This window comes from Streptomyces sp. NPDC030799 (assembly GCF_055572255.1).
Window position 1 is genome coordinate 258,617 of sequence record NZ_JBVIDS010000004.1, and the last position, 16,173, is coordinate 274,789.

The 16,173-nt window shown below is 72.8% G+C and carries 14 protein-coding genes; 6 read left to right on the forward strand and 8 right to left on the reverse strand.

Annotation, left to right across the window (positions count from 1 at the left end; all coding sequences use genetic code 11):
* Nucleotides 1-56 precede the first annotated feature (56 nt).
* Nucleotides 57-929 (reverse strand): methylenetetrahydrofolate reductase, encoded by an 873-nt coding sequence (locus ACZ41I_RS12135; protein ID WP_399776656.1) that lies wholly within the window; start codon nt 927-929, stop codon nt 57-59.
* 183 nt (nt 930-1,112) lie between these two features.
* Here ACZ41I_RS12135 and ACZ41I_RS12140 point away from each other — a divergent pair, with 183 nt between their 5' ends.
* The 3 genes from ACZ41I_RS12140 to ACZ41I_RS12150 all read left to right on the forward strand — a co-directional run bounded on the left by ACZ41I_RS12140 (nt 1,113) and on the right by ACZ41I_RS12150 (nt 3,997).
* Entirely contained in the window at nt 1,113-1,298 is a 186-nt protein-coding gene (locus ACZ41I_RS12140; protein WP_468322733.1) for a respiratory nitrate reductase subunit gamma, read from the forward strand.
* Between the two features lie 131 nt (nt 1,299-1,429).
* Complete coding sequence (locus tag ACZ41I_RS12145; protein ID WP_468513994.1) at nt 1,430-2,131, forward strand: B3/B4 domain-containing protein; 702 nt, start codon at nt 1,430-1,432, stop codon at nt 2,129-2,131.
* A 45-nt stretch (nt 2,132-2,176) separates the two neighbouring features.
* Nucleotides 2,177-3,997: an aminotransferase-like domain-containing protein gene (locus ACZ41I_RS12150; RefSeq protein ID WP_468513995.1), complete on the forward strand. Its 1,821-nt coding sequence runs from the start codon at nt 2,177-2,179 to the stop codon at nt 3,995-3,997.
* Between the two features lie 150 nt (nt 3,998-4,147).
* On the opposite strand, the gene ACZ41I_RS12155 is transcribed toward ACZ41I_RS12150, so the two are convergent.
* The 4 genes from ACZ41I_RS12155 to ACZ41I_RS12170 all read right to left on the reverse strand — a co-directional run bounded on the left by ACZ41I_RS12155 (nt 4,148) and on the right by ACZ41I_RS12170 (nt 9,307).
* Nucleotides 4,148-4,657, reverse strand: a complete 510-nt coding sequence (locus ACZ41I_RS12155) for an O-acetyl-ADP-ribose deacetylase (protein WP_363217053.1) — start codon at nt 4,655-4,657, stop codon at nt 4,148-4,150.
* Entirely contained in the window at nt 4,654-6,072 is a 1,419-nt protein-coding gene (locus tag ACZ41I_RS12160; protein WP_363217052.1) for a phytoene desaturase family protein, read from the reverse strand. The genes ACZ41I_RS12155 and ACZ41I_RS12160 overlap by 4 nt, the downstream gene beginning before the upstream one ends.
* A gap of 477 nt (nt 6,073-6,549) precedes the next feature.
* Complete coding sequence (locus ACZ41I_RS12165) at nt 6,550-7,395, reverse strand: inositol monophosphatase family protein (RefSeq protein WP_363217050.1); 846 nt, start codon at nt 7,393-7,395, stop codon at nt 6,550-6,552.
* Nucleotides 7,396-7,486: 91 nt separating this feature from the next.
* Nucleotides 7,487-9,307, reverse strand: coding sequence for a gamma-glutamyltransferase family protein (locus tag ACZ41I_RS12170; protein ID WP_468513996.1), 1,821 nt, complete (start codon nt 9,305-9,307; stop codon nt 7,487-7,489).
* Between the two features lie 381 nt (nt 9,308-9,688).
* Between ACZ41I_RS12170 and ACZ41I_RS12175 the strand changes: the two genes are divergently transcribed.
* From ACZ41I_RS12175 to ACZ41I_RS12185, 3 genes are all read left to right on the forward strand, one after another.
* Nucleotides 9,689-10,753: a lipoate--protein ligase family protein gene (locus tag ACZ41I_RS12175; protein WP_468513997.1), complete on the forward strand. Its 1,065-nt coding sequence runs from the start codon at nt 9,689-9,691 to the stop codon at nt 10,751-10,753.
* A gap of 82 nt (nt 10,754-10,835) precedes the next feature.
* Nucleotides 10,836-11,243: a hypothetical protein gene (locus tag ACZ41I_RS12180; protein ID WP_399776640.1), complete on the forward strand. Its 408-nt coding sequence runs from the start codon at nt 10,836-10,838 to the stop codon at nt 11,241-11,243.
* 129 nt (nt 11,244-11,372) lie between these two features.
* Nucleotides 11,373-12,068, forward strand: coding sequence for a hypothetical protein (locus tag ACZ41I_RS12185; RefSeq protein ID WP_468513998.1), 696 nt, complete (start codon nt 11,373-11,375; stop codon nt 12,066-12,068).
* Nucleotides 12,069-12,084: 16 nt separating this feature from the next.
* On the opposite strand, the gene ACZ41I_RS12190 is transcribed toward ACZ41I_RS12185, so the two are convergent.
* The 3 genes from ACZ41I_RS12190 to hydA form a co-directional block, all read right to left on the reverse strand.
* Nucleotides 12,085-13,611, reverse strand: a complete 1,527-nt coding sequence (locus ACZ41I_RS12190; protein ID WP_399776638.1) for an NCS1 family nucleobase:cation symporter-1 — start codon at nt 13,609-13,611, stop codon at nt 12,085-12,087.
* A gap of 115 nt (nt 13,612-13,726) precedes the next feature.
* Nucleotides 13,727-14,746 (reverse strand): TIGR03842 family LLM class F420-dependent oxidoreductase, encoded by a 1,020-nt coding sequence (locus tag ACZ41I_RS12195; RefSeq protein WP_468513999.1) that lies wholly within the window; start codon nt 14,744-14,746, stop codon nt 13,727-13,729.
* Nucleotides 14,747-14,757: 11 nt separating this feature from the next.
* Nucleotides 14,758-16,161 (reverse strand): dihydropyrimidinase, encoded by a 1,404-nt coding sequence (gene hydA / locus ACZ41I_RS12200; RefSeq protein WP_363217042.1) that lies wholly within the window; start codon nt 16,159-16,161, stop codon nt 14,758-14,760.
* Nucleotides 16,162-16,173: the final 12 nt, after the last annotated feature.

The following is a 16,173-nucleotide window of genomic DNA, read 5'->3' on the forward strand; positions in this document are numbered from 1 at the left end:
GTGGAGCCGTGCCGCGGCCCAGGGGGTGTCGTTTGGATCAGGCCGGCCGACACCCCCTAGGCGGGGGTCTCCTGCCGGAAGCGGGTGACCCACTCCGCGGTGTGCCGCAGCCCGCCGAAGGTGTAGAAGTGCACCTTCACCGCGCCGTGCCGCTCGGGGTCGTAGCGGCGGGCGAGCGCGTGCAGGAAGCGGTCCGGGCCGGTCGTGCCCATGAGGTTGGTCAGCGAGAAACCGTACTTGCGGGCGACCGAGGCGCTGGTGGCGACGCCGAAGCGGGTGGCGTAGCCGAGCAGCCGGCGCACGCCCGCCGGTCCGGGCACACCGATGCGGACGGGCAGGTGCACGCCCCGGGCGCGGGCGGCCTCCAGCCAGGTGAGGACCGGGTCGGCGTCGAAGCCGAACTGGGTGATGACGTCGCCGCCGAACCGGTGCGCCCCGATGGCCGCCGCCTTGTCCGTGAGCGCCGACCACAGTGTGCGGTCGGTTATCGCGGGGTGGCCCTCCGGGTAGCCGCTGATACCGACGTGGCGGACGCCGTGGCGCTGGAGCAGTCCGGTACGCAGCACGGCGAGGGCGTCCTCGTAGGGGCCCTCGGGGTGGGCGGGGTCGCCGCCGACGACGAAGACGTTCTCGGCCGTGCCGTCCTCGGACAGCCCGGACAGGAACTCCTCCAGGGCTGCGCGGGAGGGCAGGCGGCGCGCGGAGATGTGCGGTACGGGGACGAAGCCGAGCCGCTTGACCGCGCGGGCGGCCGCCAGCCGCATGCCGAGGTCTTCGTTGGCGAGGAAGGTGATGTTGATCCGGGTGCCCCGCGGGATGCTGCCCTGCGCCTCCTCCAGCCGCGGCACGTCCTTGCCGGTCATCTCCAGGGAGAAGTCGTCCAGCAGAGCGGCACCGACGGCCGGGGGGACGGTGAGAGCGGGGTTCATCGTGCTCCTCGTACGACGGCGTTCCTGACCTCGGCCGATGATGTCACGCGGGCAGCCGGGCCAGGGGCGAGGGGGAGGGCAAGCGTCTGTCACGTCCTTCCGGACAGCTCTAGACGACGGGCGGGCACCCGGACGCCGGAATCCCGGGCCGCTACGGCGCCGGGTTCAGCGGGTCGTCGGGCGATGGCGCACGCACCGCTCGTCTACCAGTGCCACGCGCTGCTCGCCCCGGCCCTGTTCGCGCTGTGGCCGTTCGGCCGTCCGGTGCACGCGTTCGCCGTCCCCTTCGGCCACGTCGTGCGTCCGTACGTCGTCCACCGCTCCCGGGGCGGCGGCACGGGCGCCCGCGGCGCGGTCGTGGACCGGTGAACGCGGTCGTGAACCCGTGGCCGCGGTTATGGACCGGTGAGACGCACCCACTTTGGCTCTGGTGAGTGGACCACGCTCCCGGCAGGGTGGTGTTCCCGACCCCGAGGAGCGACCCCGAGGAGACCCTCACCATGCGATTCCGGCACGCGGACACCATCTGGGCCACGTTCCCCGAACTGGCCTCCGGCGCGCTGTACGCCACCGGCGTCGGCGCCGCTGCGGACACCGGCCCGCGCGCCGCCGCGTACACCAGCCGCGCCCGGGCCCGGCTGGCCGGCGCCGGCGAGGGCGAGTTCCCCGAAGTACTGGCCTGGCGGCGGGCGTTCACCCGGCTGGGAGTGAAGCCGACGCAGTACCGGTCCGCCTCGGAGTCGCTGCTGCGGCGGCTGCGCAAGGACGGGGCGCTGCCGCGCATCCATCCGCTGGTCGACCTGTGCAACGCGCTGTCGGTGGCGTACGCCGTCCCGGTGGCGGTTCTCGACGCCGACCGGATCGCCGGGCCGCTGCTGGAGGTGCGGCCGGCCGTCGGCGACGAGACGTACACGGCGTTCGGCGGTGGCGTCGAGCGGCCCGCGCCCGGCGAGGTGACGTTCGTCGACTCCGCGGGACGGGCGCACGCCCGGCGCTGGACCCACCGGCAGAGCGGCCACTCGGCGGTCGGGGAGCACACCCACCGGGTGCTGGTGGTGGCGGAGGCCATGCACGACGGCGGCGCGGAGACCGTATCCGAGCTGCTGAAGACGGTGCAGGAGGAGGTGGCGGCGCACTGGGGAGCGGTCACCGGGACGGCCGTGCTCACCAGGGGCGCGCCTGAGTTCGTCTTCGGCGACTGAGCCGGGCGGCATGGCAGCATCGGCAGGATGAACGAGGGGACACTCATGCCCGCCACAGGTGAACTCCCGGGGCGGGGCTCGGACTTCCTGCAGCTGGCGGCCGGTGACGTGCCCGCCGGCGGGAAGGCGGAGTGGCTGGCGGGCCGGTTGCGGCAGGCGATAGCGGACGGCCGGCTGGCGGTGGGCAGCAGACTGCCGCCCACCCGGGTACTGGCCGCCGAACTGCACGTCTCCCGAGGGGTGATCACCGAGGCGTACCGCCGCCTCGCCGAGGACGGCCACCTGGAGGGCCGCCGCCGCGGGGGCACGGTGGTGGTCGCGGCCCCGTTCGTCCCGGCGCCGTTCGCTCGGACGCGGGGGGTCTTGGACGGCGGGTCTCCGGACGACGGCGGTGCTGCGGCAGACGGGGGGTCTCCGGACGACGGCGGGGCTGCGGCAGACGGGGGGTCTGCCGAGGACGGCGGGTCCGCCGAGGACGGCGGGTCTGCCGAGGACGGGGGGTCTGCCGAGGACGGGGGGTCTGCCGAGGACGGGGGGCCGCTGAGAGGTGGGGGGCCGCCGAAGGGCCCGGCGCACACCGCACCGGGCAGCCCTCTTCCCGGCACGTCCGCGACACCGCCCGTCCACACGCCCGGATCGCCGCACACCGGCGTGCCCGGCACCGTGCCCCCCGGCCCGACCGACACCCGGCCCCACCCCGCATCACCCCGCCCCACGTCCGGGACACCGACGCCGTCCTCCCGCGTCCCCGAGGCCGATGTCTTCGACGCGCTGCGGACCGCACCGGCCGTCGTCGACCTCACCCCGGGGCGGCCGGACCTGGCCACCTTCCCGCGTACCGCCTGGCTGCGTGCCGAGCGTGCCGTCCTGGCGGACCTGGCCGCCGAGCACCTCGGGTACGGCGACCCCCGGGGCGCACCCGCGCTGCGGCGGGCCGTCGCCGACTGGCTCGCGCGGATGCGGGGCGTGCGGGTGGAGCCGGACGAAGTGCTGATCGTCGCGGGCACCGCCCAGGCCCTCACGCTGCTGCACCAGGTGCTGCGGGCGGACGGCATCGACACCGTCGCCGTGGAGGACCCCGGCTCGCTCGGGAGCCGTCAGCACCTGCGCAACGGGGGCCTCGGTACCCCGCCGGTGCCGGTGGACGAGGACGGGGTCCGGGTGGACGCGTTGCGCGCGACCGGCGCCCCGGCGGTACTGCTCACGCCGGCCCACCAGTTCCCGACGGGGGTGGTGACCAGCGGCGAGCGCCGGCGTGAACTGCTGGGCTGGGCGCGGGACGGCGGGCTGATCCTGGAGGACGACTACGACGCGGAGCACCGCTACGACCGCCCGCCGGTCCCCGCGTTGCGGGCACTGCTGGCCGACCGGGTGTGCTACATGGGCAGCGTGTCCAAGCTGCTCGCCCCGGCGCTGCGCATCGGCTGGCTGGTGGCCCCGCCCCGTCTTCGTGCGGGCCTGGTCGACGCCAAGCGGTTCAACGATCTGGGCAACCCCGTGCTGCCGCAACTGGTGCTCGCCCGGCTGATGGCCTCCGGTGACCTGGAGCGACGGCTACGGCTGGTGCGGCGCCGGCACCGCGACCGCCGCGACGCGATGATCGCCGCCCTCGCCGAGCACCTGCCCGGCGGGACCGTGCACGGCGCCGCGGCCGGGCTGCATCTGACGGTCACGTACGCGGCGGACGTACCCGACACCGAGGTGGCCGCCGCCGCGCTGGCACGGGGCGTGAAGTGCCAACCGCTGTCCTGGCACCGGCAGTTGCCGGGCCCGCCCGGACTCGTCCTCGGCTATGCGGCCACCGCTCCGGGAGCCATCGCCGAGGGCGTGGCCCTGCTCGGCAGAACCCTGTGCGAACTGTCCTGACGGGACGAACCCTCCTCAGGATTAACCGTCCTGGGAGGCGTCGGGAAGGTCACCACACAGGGGACGCCTGGCACCTGACCCGTCCGTAGTCCGCCATGCCTGGTTGCGCCACCACGGACATCGGGGGGCCAGGAACCCACGGCGATCTGGTCAGCGGAGCTGCGCGGCGAACGCCTCGTACGCCCGCTCGTCGAAGAGGACGAACCGAACCTCCTCGACCGCCGTGTCCGTGGCCCGCACCGTCTCCACGGCGATCCGGGCCGCGTCCTCCATCGGCCACCGGTACACACCGGTGGAGACCGCCGGGAACGCGACCGTGCGGGCGCCGAGTTCGCCGGCGAGTTTCAGGGACTCGCGGTAGCAGGAGGCCAGCAGCTCCGAACGGTCCTCGCTCTGGCTGTACACCGGACCTACCGTGTGGATGACCCAGCGGGCGTCCAGTGCACCCGCCGTCGTGGCGACCGCCTGGCCGGTGGGCAGGCCCTTGCCGTACCGGGAGGCGCGCAGGGCACGGCACTCCTGAAGGATGGCGGGGCCGCCGCGCCGGTGGATCGCGCCGTCGACCCCGCCGCCGCCGAGGAGGGAGGAGTTGGCCGCGTTGACGATCGCGTCGGCGCTCTGCCGGGTGATGTCTCCCTGGACGAGGGTGATGGTGGTCATGTCTGCCTCAGTCTGCGCCAGACGGCCTTGGCCGCGTTGTGCCCCGACATGCCGTGCACGCCCGGTCCCGGCGGGGTGGCCGCGGAGCAGATGAAGACGGCCGGATGCGGGGTGTGGTACGGGAACAGGGACGGTCTCGGGCGCAGCAGCAGCTGGAGTCCGGACGCCGCGCCGCAGGCGATGTCCCCGCCGACGTAGTTGGCGTTGTGGGCGGCCAGCTCCGCGGGGCCGGAGACCGCGCGGGCGAGGACGCGGTCGCGGAAACCGGGGGCGAAGCGCTCCAGTTGGCGTTCCATGGCGTCGGTGAGGTCGCCGGACCAGCCGTTCGGGACATGGCCGTACGCCCAGAAGACCTGCTTGCCCTCGGGGGCACGGGTCGGGTCGACGACACTGGGCTGCACGGTGATCATGAACGGCCGGCCGGGTGCGCGGCCCTCGCGGGCGGCGGCGCGCAGGGCGGTGGAGATCTCGGCCTGGCTCGCGCCGATCTGGACGGTCGTGGCGGCGCGGGCCTCGGGCGCGGTCCAGGGCACGGGGCCGTCGAGCGCGTAGTCGATCTTGAAGACGCTCGGGCCGTAGCGGTAGGTGCGGTAGTGGTCGCCGAAGCCGGCGATGCGGGCGAGAGCGGTGGGCGAGGTGTCGAAGACGTACGCCCGCGCGGGCGGCAGGTCGTCCAGCCGCTTGACCTCGTAGTCGGTGTGTACGGCGCCGCCGAGGTCCTTGAGATAGCCGGCGAGGGCGTCGGAGATCGCCTGGGAGCCGCCGCGGGGCACCGGCCAGCCGCGGGCGTGCGCGGACAGCGCGAAGACCAGGCCGATGGCGCCGGTGGCCAGGCCGTTCAGCGGCGCGATCACATGCGCGACCAGACCGGCGAACAGGGCCTTGGCCCGCTCGTCCTTGAAGCGGCGCAGCAGCCAGGTGGACGGCGGCAGCCCGGTCAGACCGAAGCGGGCCAGGGTGACGGGGTCTCGCGGGAGCGCGCTGAGCGGCAGGGACATGAAGTCCTGTACGAGGGTGTCCCAGTGGTGGAGGAACGGCTCGACCAGTCTGCGGTACGCGCCCGCGTCGCGCGGCCCGAAGGAGGCGGCCGTCTCGGCGACCGAGCGGGCGAGCACGGCCGCGCTGCCGTCGAGGAAGGGGTGCGCCATCGGCAGCTCGGAATGCAGCCACTGGAGGCCGTAGCGGTCCAGGGGCAGGGCGCGGAACGCCGGTGAGTTGATGCCGAGGGGGTGGGCGGCCGAGCACGGGTCGTGCCGGAAGCCGGGCAGTGTCAGTTCCTCGGTGCGGGCGCCGCCGCCCACGGTGGACCTCGCCTCGAACAGCGCGACGGAGAAGCCGCGGCGGGCCAGCTCCACGGCAGCGGTCAGTCCGTTCGGTCCCGCACCCACCACGACCGCATCGAGCATCGACGGCACCTTCGGACCCCTTCGTCAGCCGATGGCCACTCGGGGCCAGGATATGCCGGAGGACTGACGCTCTCCCCGTCCGGGTGGTCCGTGCGACCGGTTCCGGCCCGCGGGCGGGGCCGAGAGGAGCCGTACCCGGCGGGGCCCGGCGGACCCGCGAGCACCTCCCGGCCGCCCGGTGGCAGGGGCGGACCGGACGCCACGGCCGCCTCGCCCCCGAGGAGGACAGACCGGAACGCCACGGCCTTGCCGTGCGCCGCTCCCAGCCGAGCGCCAAGCCCCGACCGTCACCCGCACCCGACCACCGAGAACGGATCCGACGCGACGGCACGGGCCCGCCGGTCGTCGGCCGCCGGGCCCAGCCGACCGTCAGCCCCCCGACCGCCGGACAACCAGCGAACGCAAACACAACCGCACCCCCATTCGCCCCACACAGCGAACCGCGAGCCCCCGACCGCCGCGGACCGGGGCGGGCAGGCCTGGGCCTCAGGGGGTCGTGCGCAGCAGTTCGGTCAGTCGGTGGGCGGTCGCGGTGTCCCGGGCCGCCGTGAACGGCAGCGCGTTGCCGCCGGTCACGCGGAACGGCTCGCCGGCGCGGGTGAGATGCGTGCCGCCCGCCTCCTCGACGAGGAGCAGGCCGGCCGCGTGGTCCCATGCCGCCTCCCAGGAGAAGGCGACGGCGTCCAACTCGCCCCGGGCGACGGCGAGATACTCCAGGCCCGCCGAACCGCAGGGGCGGGGGGCGAGGCCGTCGGTCCACAGGGCACGCAGGGCGCGCTTCTGCTCGTCGGTGGTGTAGTCCGGGTGGGACGTGGCGACGACGAGGTCCCGGCCGGGCGTCGGCGTGCCCGCGAACAGCCGCTCGCCGTCGAGGAAGGCGCCCCGGCCACGGACCGCGGTGGCGAGCTGGTCGCGCGCCGCTGCGTAGGTCCAGGAGGCGCGGACGACGCCCCGGTGGGCGAGCGCGACCAGGGTGCAGAACCCGTCGTCACCGTGCACGAACTGGCGGGTGCCGTCGACCGGGTCGACGATCCAGACCGGCGCGTCGCCCTGGAGCGCGGCGTACGTCGCCGGGTCGGCGTGCACCGCCTCCTCGCCGACCACGACCGAGCCGGGCAGCAGGGCGCCGAGGTCCTGGGTGAGCCGCAGCTCGGCGAGCCGGTCTGCGTCCGTCACCAGGTCGTGGGGGCCGCTCTTCTGGTCCACCTCGTGTTCGGCGAGGCGGCGGAAGCGGGGCAGGATCTCGGCCGCGGCCGCCTTGCGGACCGCCTCCTCCACGTCGGCCGAGCACCGGTCGAGAAACTCGTCGATGGTTTCCGTCTCTTCGATCATGCCTCCATGAGAGCACGCCCCACTGACAATCCCCGCCCGCCCGGTGCACGCCCGGTGGAATCGGGATGAAGAACGGGTGCCGGATGATCGGTCAGCGGCCGACGGCGTACCCCTGCATCCCGCGTGGGTTGGCCGCCGCCGACAGCACGCCGGTCACCGGGTCCCGGGCCACCGCGCACAGGCGTCCCTCGGACCAGGCGGGGCCGATGGTGACGTCGTGGCCGCGCCGCCGCAGCTCCTCGATGACGCCGCGGGCCATGCGGGACTCCACGGTGACGCTGCCGGGGTGGCGGCCGCGCGGATAGAAGGAGCTGGGGAAGCTGTCGGTGTGCCAGTTCGGTGCGTCGATCGCGCCCTGGAGGTCGAGGGCGCCGCGGACCGGGGCGCGCAGGGCCGCGGCGAGGAAGAAGTGCAGCTGCCACTGGTCCTGCTGGTCGCCGCCGGGCGTGCCGAAGGCCAGGACCGGCACTCCGTCGCGCAGCGCGAGGGAGGGGGTGAGGGTGGTGCGCGGGCGGCGGCCGGGGGTGAGGGAGTTCGGCAGGCCCTCCTCCAGCCAGGTCATCTGCAGGCGGGTGCCGAGCGGGAAGCCCAGCTCGGGCACGACCGGGTTCGACTGCAGCCAGCCGCCGCTGGGCGTGGCCGCGATCATGTTGCCCCAGCGGTCGACGACGTCCAGGTGGCAGGTGTCGCCGCGGGTCGTGCCGTCGGCGGCCACCTGAGGCTCGCCGGGGAGCTGTGCGACCGTCGGCTCGCCCGCGCCCATCGGGTCGAAACCCCGCTCGTTGCCGGTCTCCACGCGCGCGTGCGCCTGCGCCGGGAGCCGCGGGGTGCGTCCGCCGGGGCTGCCGGGCCGCAGTTCCCAGGAGGCCTTGGCACCGACCAGGGCCCGCCGGCCGGTGTTGTAGCCGTCCGAGAGCAGTTGGGCGACCGGTACCTCGGCGGCGTCCCCGTACCAGGCCTCCCGGTCGGCCATGGCGAGTTTGCAGCCCTCGATCAGCAGGTGGACGTACTCGGCGGAGCCGTAGGCGGGCAGCTCGGCCGGGAGCAGGGCGAGCTGCTGCAGGAGTGCGGGGCCCTGGCTCCAGGGGCCGGCCTTGCACACGGTCCAGCCGTTCCAGTCGTAGGTCACCGGGGTCTCGTAGGTCGCCGACCAGCCGGCGAGGTCGGCCTCGGTGAGCGTGCCGGTGTGCCGCATCCCGCTCGTGTCCATCGTGGGCCGCCGGGACTGCCGTACCAGGGCCTCGGCGATGAATCCCGAGCGCCACACCTCGCGCGCGGCGTCGATCCGGGCCTCCCGGTCACCGGCGCCCGCGGTCTCGGCCAGCAGCCGCTTCCAGGTGGCGGCGAGCGCGGGATTGCGGAAGAGTTCACCGGGCCGGGGCGCCCGGCCGCCGGGCAGGTACACCTCGGCCGACGAGGTCCACTCGGTCTCGAACAGCTCCCGTACGGTCTCCACGGTCGCGGCGGCCTTCTCCACGGGCGCGTGCCCGTGCTCGGCGTATCCGATGGCGTACCGCAGGACGTCGTCCAGGGCCTTCGTGCCGTGGTCGCGCAGGAGCAGCAGCCAGGCGTCGAACGCGCCGGGCACGGCGGCCGCGAGCGGTCCGGTGCCGGGTACGAGGTCCAGCCCGAGCCCCCGGTAGTGGGCGACGGTGGCCCCGGCCGGGGCGACCCCCTGCCCGCACAACACCCGCACCGCATCGCCCGCCGGGGCGAGCAGAATCGGTACCTCTCCGGCCGGCCCGTTCAGATGCGGCTCGACCACATGCAGCACGAACGCCCCGGCCACGGCGGCGTCGAAGGCGTTCCCGCCGCTCTCCAGCACCGCCATCGCCGACTGGGAGGCCAGCCAGTGGGTGGACGACACCATGCCGAAGGTGCCCTGCAGGGTGGGCCGGGTGGTGAACTGCATCTCTCACCTCGCTGTTCATGGGCATCGGTCGGTCCGGTGAGGCTCAGGACACGCCTTGGGGAGGATCCGGGACGCTGGGGCTTCGCGGCACGTTCGGAGGTCACCAGGCACACCACATGATGCGTCATCGAAGAGACGTCACAGGGAGACCGGGCAGCGGCCGACACCCCCGTGGCAAGACTCCCTCAGTGCGAGGGCCACTCCTGAACCGCGGCGGTCGGCGGGCGCCGAAGCGGTACCGCCGGCCCCTGCGGCTCGCCTTCGCAGCGGCAGGAGCGGCAGGAGCTGTCGCAGGTGAGCGTGCGGGTGTGATCACCGTCCGGGGAACACGGCGGCCCGCCGAGGCGTTGATCTCGTGCGGCAGGAACGGAGGGCCAGGCAGTGCACGGTGAGTACAAGGTGCCCGGCGGCAAGCTCGTCGTCGTGGATGTGGAGGCCGAGGACGGCGTGCTGCGGCAGGTGCGCGTGGCGGGCGACTTCTTCCTGGAACCCGACGAGGCATTGGACGCGGTGAACGGCGCCTTGGAGGGTGCTCTCGCGGACACGGATGCGGCGGGGCTGGCCGCCCGGATCGAGGCGGCGCTGCCCGCGGGGACCGTGATGTACGGCCTGACGCCGGAGGGTGTCGGGATCGCCGTGCGCCGGGCGCTCGCGCGTGCCACGGACTGGACGGACTACGACTGGCAGCTGATCCACGAGGACCCGCAGCCGCCCGCACTGCACATGGCCCTGGACGAGGTGCTGACCACCGAGGTCGCCGCGGGCCGGCGGCCACCGACCCTGCGGGTGTGGGAGTGGGCCGCCCCCGCGGTGATCATCGGCAGCTTCCAGTCCCTGCGCAACGAGGTGGACCCTGAGGGTGCCGCGCGGCACGGCATCGAGGTGGTGCGGCGGATCTCCGGCGGCGGCGCGATGTTCGTGGAGCCCGGCAACACGATCACGTACTCCCTGTCGGTGCCCGAGTCCCTCGTCCAGGGCCTGTCCTTCCAGGACAGCTACGCCTATCTGGACGACTGGGTGCTGGGCGCCCTCGGCGACATGGGCATCCGCGCCTGGTACCAGCCGCTGAACGACATCGCGACCGACCAGGGCAAGATCGCGGGCGCGGCGCAGAAGCGGATCGTCGGACCCGGCGGGGGCCCGGGAGCCGTGCTGCACCACGTGACGATGGCGTACGACATCGACGCCGACAAGATGACCGAGGTGCTGCGCATCGGGCGGGAGAAGCTGGCCGACAAGGGGACGAGAAGCGCGAAGAAGCGGGTCGATCCGCTGCGGCGGCAGACGGGGCTGCCACGGGAGGCCGTCATCGACCGGATGATCGAGTCGTTCCGCGCGCGGTACGGCCTGGCACCGGGCAAGATCACTGACGAGGAGCTGGCGCGCGCCCAGGAGCTGGCGCGGACGAAGTTCACCTCTGCGGAGTGGACGGCGCGGGTGCCGTAGCCGCCGGCCCGGCCGGAAGCCCTGGTTCAGCAACAGGTCAAGGGCTGCCCTCGCCTCGGCCAAACGGTCGTATGAGTTCCGTGTGCCGCCGTCACTGCACCCCGACACAGCCGGATTTGCCCCGTTGATCGCCGGCTACGGCGCCCTGCCGCCGGGGGTCCGCCGCGTGTGGGACTGGGCGCAGGTGGCGGCATCCGTCGTGGCCCTCGTGTGGGGGTGGCTGGTGCAGCGCCGGGAGCACCGCAGGAGGCTCCTCGATCCGCCTGGGCCCGACGAGTTCCGTGCCGCCAAACGGGACGAGCACCGCCGCTCCACCGGTCTGGCCGTCGCCGGTCGCGTCCTCTGGCTGGTCGCGGCACCCGTCCTGCCCGCGTCGGCCGCTTGGGCCGTCGGCTGGTCCGTCGCGGCCTTCACCGTCCGCGCATACCCCAGCGAAGTCGGCGCCCGTCGCCGACTGGAGGCGCATAACGGGCATCCCAGGACGTCCTGAACATGCTGCCGTGATCGCGCGGGCACGCTGCGAGTTTTCGCTTCCGCCGCACAGGGACTCATGTGACACTGGCGTCCCCACACCGCCCCGCGGACCCCTTCGTACCCGCTCCCCCACGAGAAGTGCGCCGTGCGTTCCCTTCCTCTGCCGCTCGCCCTGACCGCGCGGATCTCGCCGGTCGCGGTCCTCGCCTGTGCCGGCTGGGCGCTGACGTCCGGACCGGCCGCGCCGCCGGCGGCCGCCGGGCACCAGGCAGCCCAGAAGACGTCCACCCAGTCCGCCCCGGGCTCCTCCGGACCCTCCGGCTCCTCCGACCCGACGGCCGGCGCGAAGGCGTACTCCGCCGCGCCCTCTCCCTGCACCAGCGTGCCCGTGGCGACCGTCAAGTCCCTGGTGCCGGGGGCGAAGACGGCGGGCAAGGAGATCCCGTCGACGGACCCCAAGCTACGCCGCACCTGCTCCTGGAACGCGCTGCAGGGCTACGACTACCGCTGGCTCGACGTGTCGTTCGAGATCAGCGAGTCGGAGCAGGAGGCGAAGCAGGAGTACCAGCAGCGGATGAGCGAGAAGAGCGGCGGCGGGACCGTGCCGGGGCTCGGGGACGGCGCCTACTCCGTGGTGAACCTGACCACCGAGGACAAGCAGCAGACCCGCGAGGGCGTGGTGATGGTCCGGGTGTCCAACGCTCTGGTGGTCGTCACCTACAACGGCAGCGACTTCGAGACGAAGAAGGCTCCGGGGACGGACGAGATCAACAAGGGGGCCATCCAGGCGGCGCGGGCCGCGGTCGGCGCGCTCGGGGGCGGGCAGTCCCAGTCCGGCTGACCGCCCCCGGACCCCCTCAGGCCAGGGCCCCCTTGCGGCCGGTCAGCTTGGTCAGGGTCAGGTACAGCACCAGGGACGTGCCCAGGCCCACCGCCCAGCCGTAGTCGGCGAGGGAGGACAGGGCCGGGATGGGGCGGCCGTCGATCAGGGGCTTGAAGCCGGCGCCGCCGACGGCGAGGACGCCGCCCGCCAGGAACGCGACGACCGCCCGCCAGTTCCAGCCGGCCGTGTACCAGTAACGGCCGCCCCTCCGGTAGAGGTCGGTGAGGTCCAGGCGGGTGCGGCGCAGCAGCCAGTAGTCGGCGACGAGGATGCCCGCGACCGTGCCGAGCAGGCCGCCGACCAGGCCCAGCCAGGTGAAGATGTAGCCCTGCGGGTCGGAGTACAGCTTCCAGGGGAAGATCAGGACCGCGAGGACGGCCGTGATGAGCGCTCCGGTGCGGAAACTCACCTTTCTCGGCGCCACGTTGGAGAAGTCGAAGGCGGGCGAGACCAGGTTGGCCGCGATGTTCACCGAGAGGGTGGCCACCAGCACCGTGACCAGGGCGTAGAGCAGACCCACCACGTTGTCCGTCTTCGCCGCCAGCTGCACCGGGTCCCAGACCGGCTTGCCGTACACCGCCTGCGAGCCGGAGGTGACCAGGACGGACAGGAACGCGAACAGGGTCATCGTGGTCGGCAGGCCGAGTGCCTGGCCCCAGGTCTGGGCCTTCTGGCTCCTGCCGTAGCGGGTGAAGTCCGGGATGTTCAGCGAGAGTGTCGACCAGAAGCCGATCATGCCCATCAGGGAGGGCCAGAACAGCTTCCAGAAGCTCCCGCCCCAGCCGAGCCTGGAGGGCTGGTCGAAGAGCGGGCCGACGCCTCCCGCCTTGCTGCTCATCCATCCCAGCATCACGAACGCGCCGACGAGCACGAAGGGCGCGGCCCAGTTCTCGAAGCGGCGGATGGTGTCCATGCCCCGGTGGATGATCGCGACCTGGATCGCCCAGAAGATCGCGAAGGACAGCCACATGGTCCAGGCGTAGCCCCCGATGTGCGCCGCGTTCGACCAGCTGTCGCCGATCAGCTTCCCGGCGAGGAAGTAGATGGCCTCGCCGCCGATCCAGGTCTGGATGCCGAACCAGCCGCACGCCACCAACGCCCGTACGACGGCGGGCAGATTGGCGCCGCGCACGCCGAAGGAGGCGCGGGCGAATACCGGGAAGGGGATGCCGTACTTGGGGCCGGCGTGTCCGGTCAGCAGCATCGGCACCAGCACGACCAGGTTGGCGAGGGCGATGGTGAACACCGCCTGCTTCCAGTCCATGCCGACGGCGATCAGACCGGAGGCCAGCGTCCAGGAGGCGGTGTTGTGGGCCATGCCGACCCACAGGGCGGAGAAGTTGTACGTGGTCCAGGTGCGCTTCTCGACCGGGACCGGCAGCAGGTCCGCGTTGGCGTAGGGGCCGCTCGGCTGGGGAGCGCCGGGGGCGATCGTCACCCGGCCGTCGGGGAGGGTGACCTGGGAGGACGAGGGTATGGCCGTGGGGGCGGTGTCGGTCATGGGCAGGCCAATCGAACGAGGTGGGACGGGAGAGGCCGTGCGGGCACCAGCCCCTCCCCGGGGACTGCGGGGAGGGGTGACCAGGAGGCGGGGGACTCGGAATCGCGGTGGGGGTTCAGGAGTTGACGGCCGGGATCACCTTCGTGCCGTAGGCGTCGATGGTGGTCTCCTGTGCGTCGTGCATGTCGTACACCGCGAACTGGTCGACGCCCAGCGCGCGGAGCGCGGTCAGTTTCTCGATGTGCTTCTCGGCCGGTCCGATGACGCAGAACCGGTCGACGATCTCGTCCGGTACGAACTGGGTGTCGGGGTTGCCGCTGCGCCCGTGGTGGGCGTAGTCGTAGCCCTGCCGTGCCTTGATGTAGTCGGTGAGCTCCTCGGGGACCTGGGAGGAGTGCTCGCCGTACTTGGCGACCAGGTCGGCGACGTGGTTGCCGACCATGCCGCCGAACCAGCGGCACTGGTCGCGGGCGTGGGCGAGTGCCTCGGGCGAGTCGTCCTCGGTGACGTACGCGGGGGCCGCGACGCAGATGGTGACCGCGGAAGGGTCGCGGCCGGCGGCGACGGCCGCGTCCTTGACGGCCTTCACCATGTACTCGGTCAGGTAGAGGTCGGACAGCTGGAGGATGAAACCGTCGGCCTCCTCGCCGGTCATCTTCAGTGCCTTCGGGCCGTACGCGGCCATCCAGACGGGGAGTTCGGCGCCCGGCTTGATCCACGGGAACCTGATCACCGTGCCGCCGAGGTCGGCCTCCTCGCCCCGGCCCAGGGCGCGGATGACCTTCATGGCCTCGCTGATGCGGGCGAGCGTGTTGGGTTTGCGGCCCGCGACGCGCATCGCGGAGTCGCCGCGGCCGATGCCGCAGACGGTGCGGTTGCCGAACATGTCGTTGAGGGTGGCGAAGGTGGAGGCGGTGACCTCCCAGGTGCGGGTGCCCGGGTTGGTGACCATCGGGCCGACCTTCAGCTTCTTCGTGTTCGCGAGGATCTGGCTGTAGATGACGAACGGCTCCTGCCAGAGCACGGCGGAGTCGAACGTCCAGCCGTACGTGAAACCGTTGCGCTCGGCCCGTTTCATCAGGCTGACGACGCGGGAGGCCGGCGGATCGGTCTGCAGGACGAGTCCGAAGTCCATGAGCGCGACTCCTAGGTGAGGTACTGACAGGTGGAGCGCGGGGTGAAGACGCCGTGGCCGGCGTGTCCGGTGTACTCCCGCTCGGTGACGACCGGCTCGCCGCGCGAGAGCACGGTCTCGACCCGGCCGGTGACGCGCTTGCCCTCGTAGGCCGAGTAGTCGACGTTCATGTGGTGTGTCTGTGCCGACATGACCTGCTCGGCGTGCGGGTCGTAGATGACGATGTCGGCGTCGGCGCCCGGCGCGATGGTGCCCTTCTTCGGGTACAGGCCGAACATGCGGGCCGGGGTGGCGCAGGCGATCTCGATCCAGCGGCGGCGGGAGATGTGCCCGTCGACGACGGCCTGGTGGAGGAGGTCCATGCGGTTCTCCACGCCGGGCAGGCCGTTGGGGATCCTGGAGAAGTCGCCGCGGCCCAGTTCCTTCTGGCCGGAGAAGCAGAAGGGGCAGTGGTCGGTGGAGACCACCTGCAGGTCGTTCGTCCTCAGGCCCTGCCACAGCTTGGCCTGGTGTTCGCGCGGCCTCAGGGGCGTCGAGCACACGTACTTCGCACCCTCGAAGTCCGGCTCGGCGAGGTTGTCGGTGGACAGGAACAGGTACTGCGGGCAGGTCTCACCGAAGACGTTCAGGCCCTCGTCGCGCGCCCGCGCCAGCTCGGCCACCGCCTCCATGGCGGAGACGTGGACGACGTACAGCGGGGCGCCCGCGACCTGTGCGAGCCGGATGGCTCGGTGGGTGGCCTCGGCCTCCAGCAGGGCCTTGCGGACCTCCCCGTGGTAGCGCGGGTCGGTCTCGCCCCGGGCGAGCGCCTGCTCGACCAGGACGTCGATGGCGATGCCGTTCTCGGCGTGCATCATGATCAGCCCGCCGTTCTCGGCGGAGCGCTGCATGGCGCGCAGGATCTGGCCGTCGTCGGAGTAGAAGACCCCCGGGTAGGCCATGAACTGCTTGAAGCTCGTCACCCCTTCCTCGATCAGCAGGTCCATCTCCTTGAGCGTCTCCTGGTTCACATCGGAGACGATCATGTGGAAGGCGTAGTCGATCGCGCAGTTGCCCTCGGCCTTGGCGTGCCAGGTGTCCAGGCCCTCGCGCAGGGTGTGGCCGACGCTCTGCACCGCGAAGTCGACGATCGTCGTCGTACCGCCCCAGGCGGCGGCCCGGGTGCCGGTCTCGAAGGTGTCGGAGGCGGAGGTGCCGCCGAACGGCAGCTCCATGTGGGTGTGCGCGTCGACACCGCCCGGGATGACGTACTTGCCGGTCGCGTCGATGACCCGGTCGGCGGTGAACGCCTCTGCGGCGGGGGTGCCGGAGGCGGCGAGCGCGGCGACGCGGCCGTCCTCGATGAGTATGTCGGCGTGGATCTCGTCCGAGGCGGTGATGACGAGGCCACCGCGGATCACTGTACGGCTGCTCATGCTGCCTCCTGT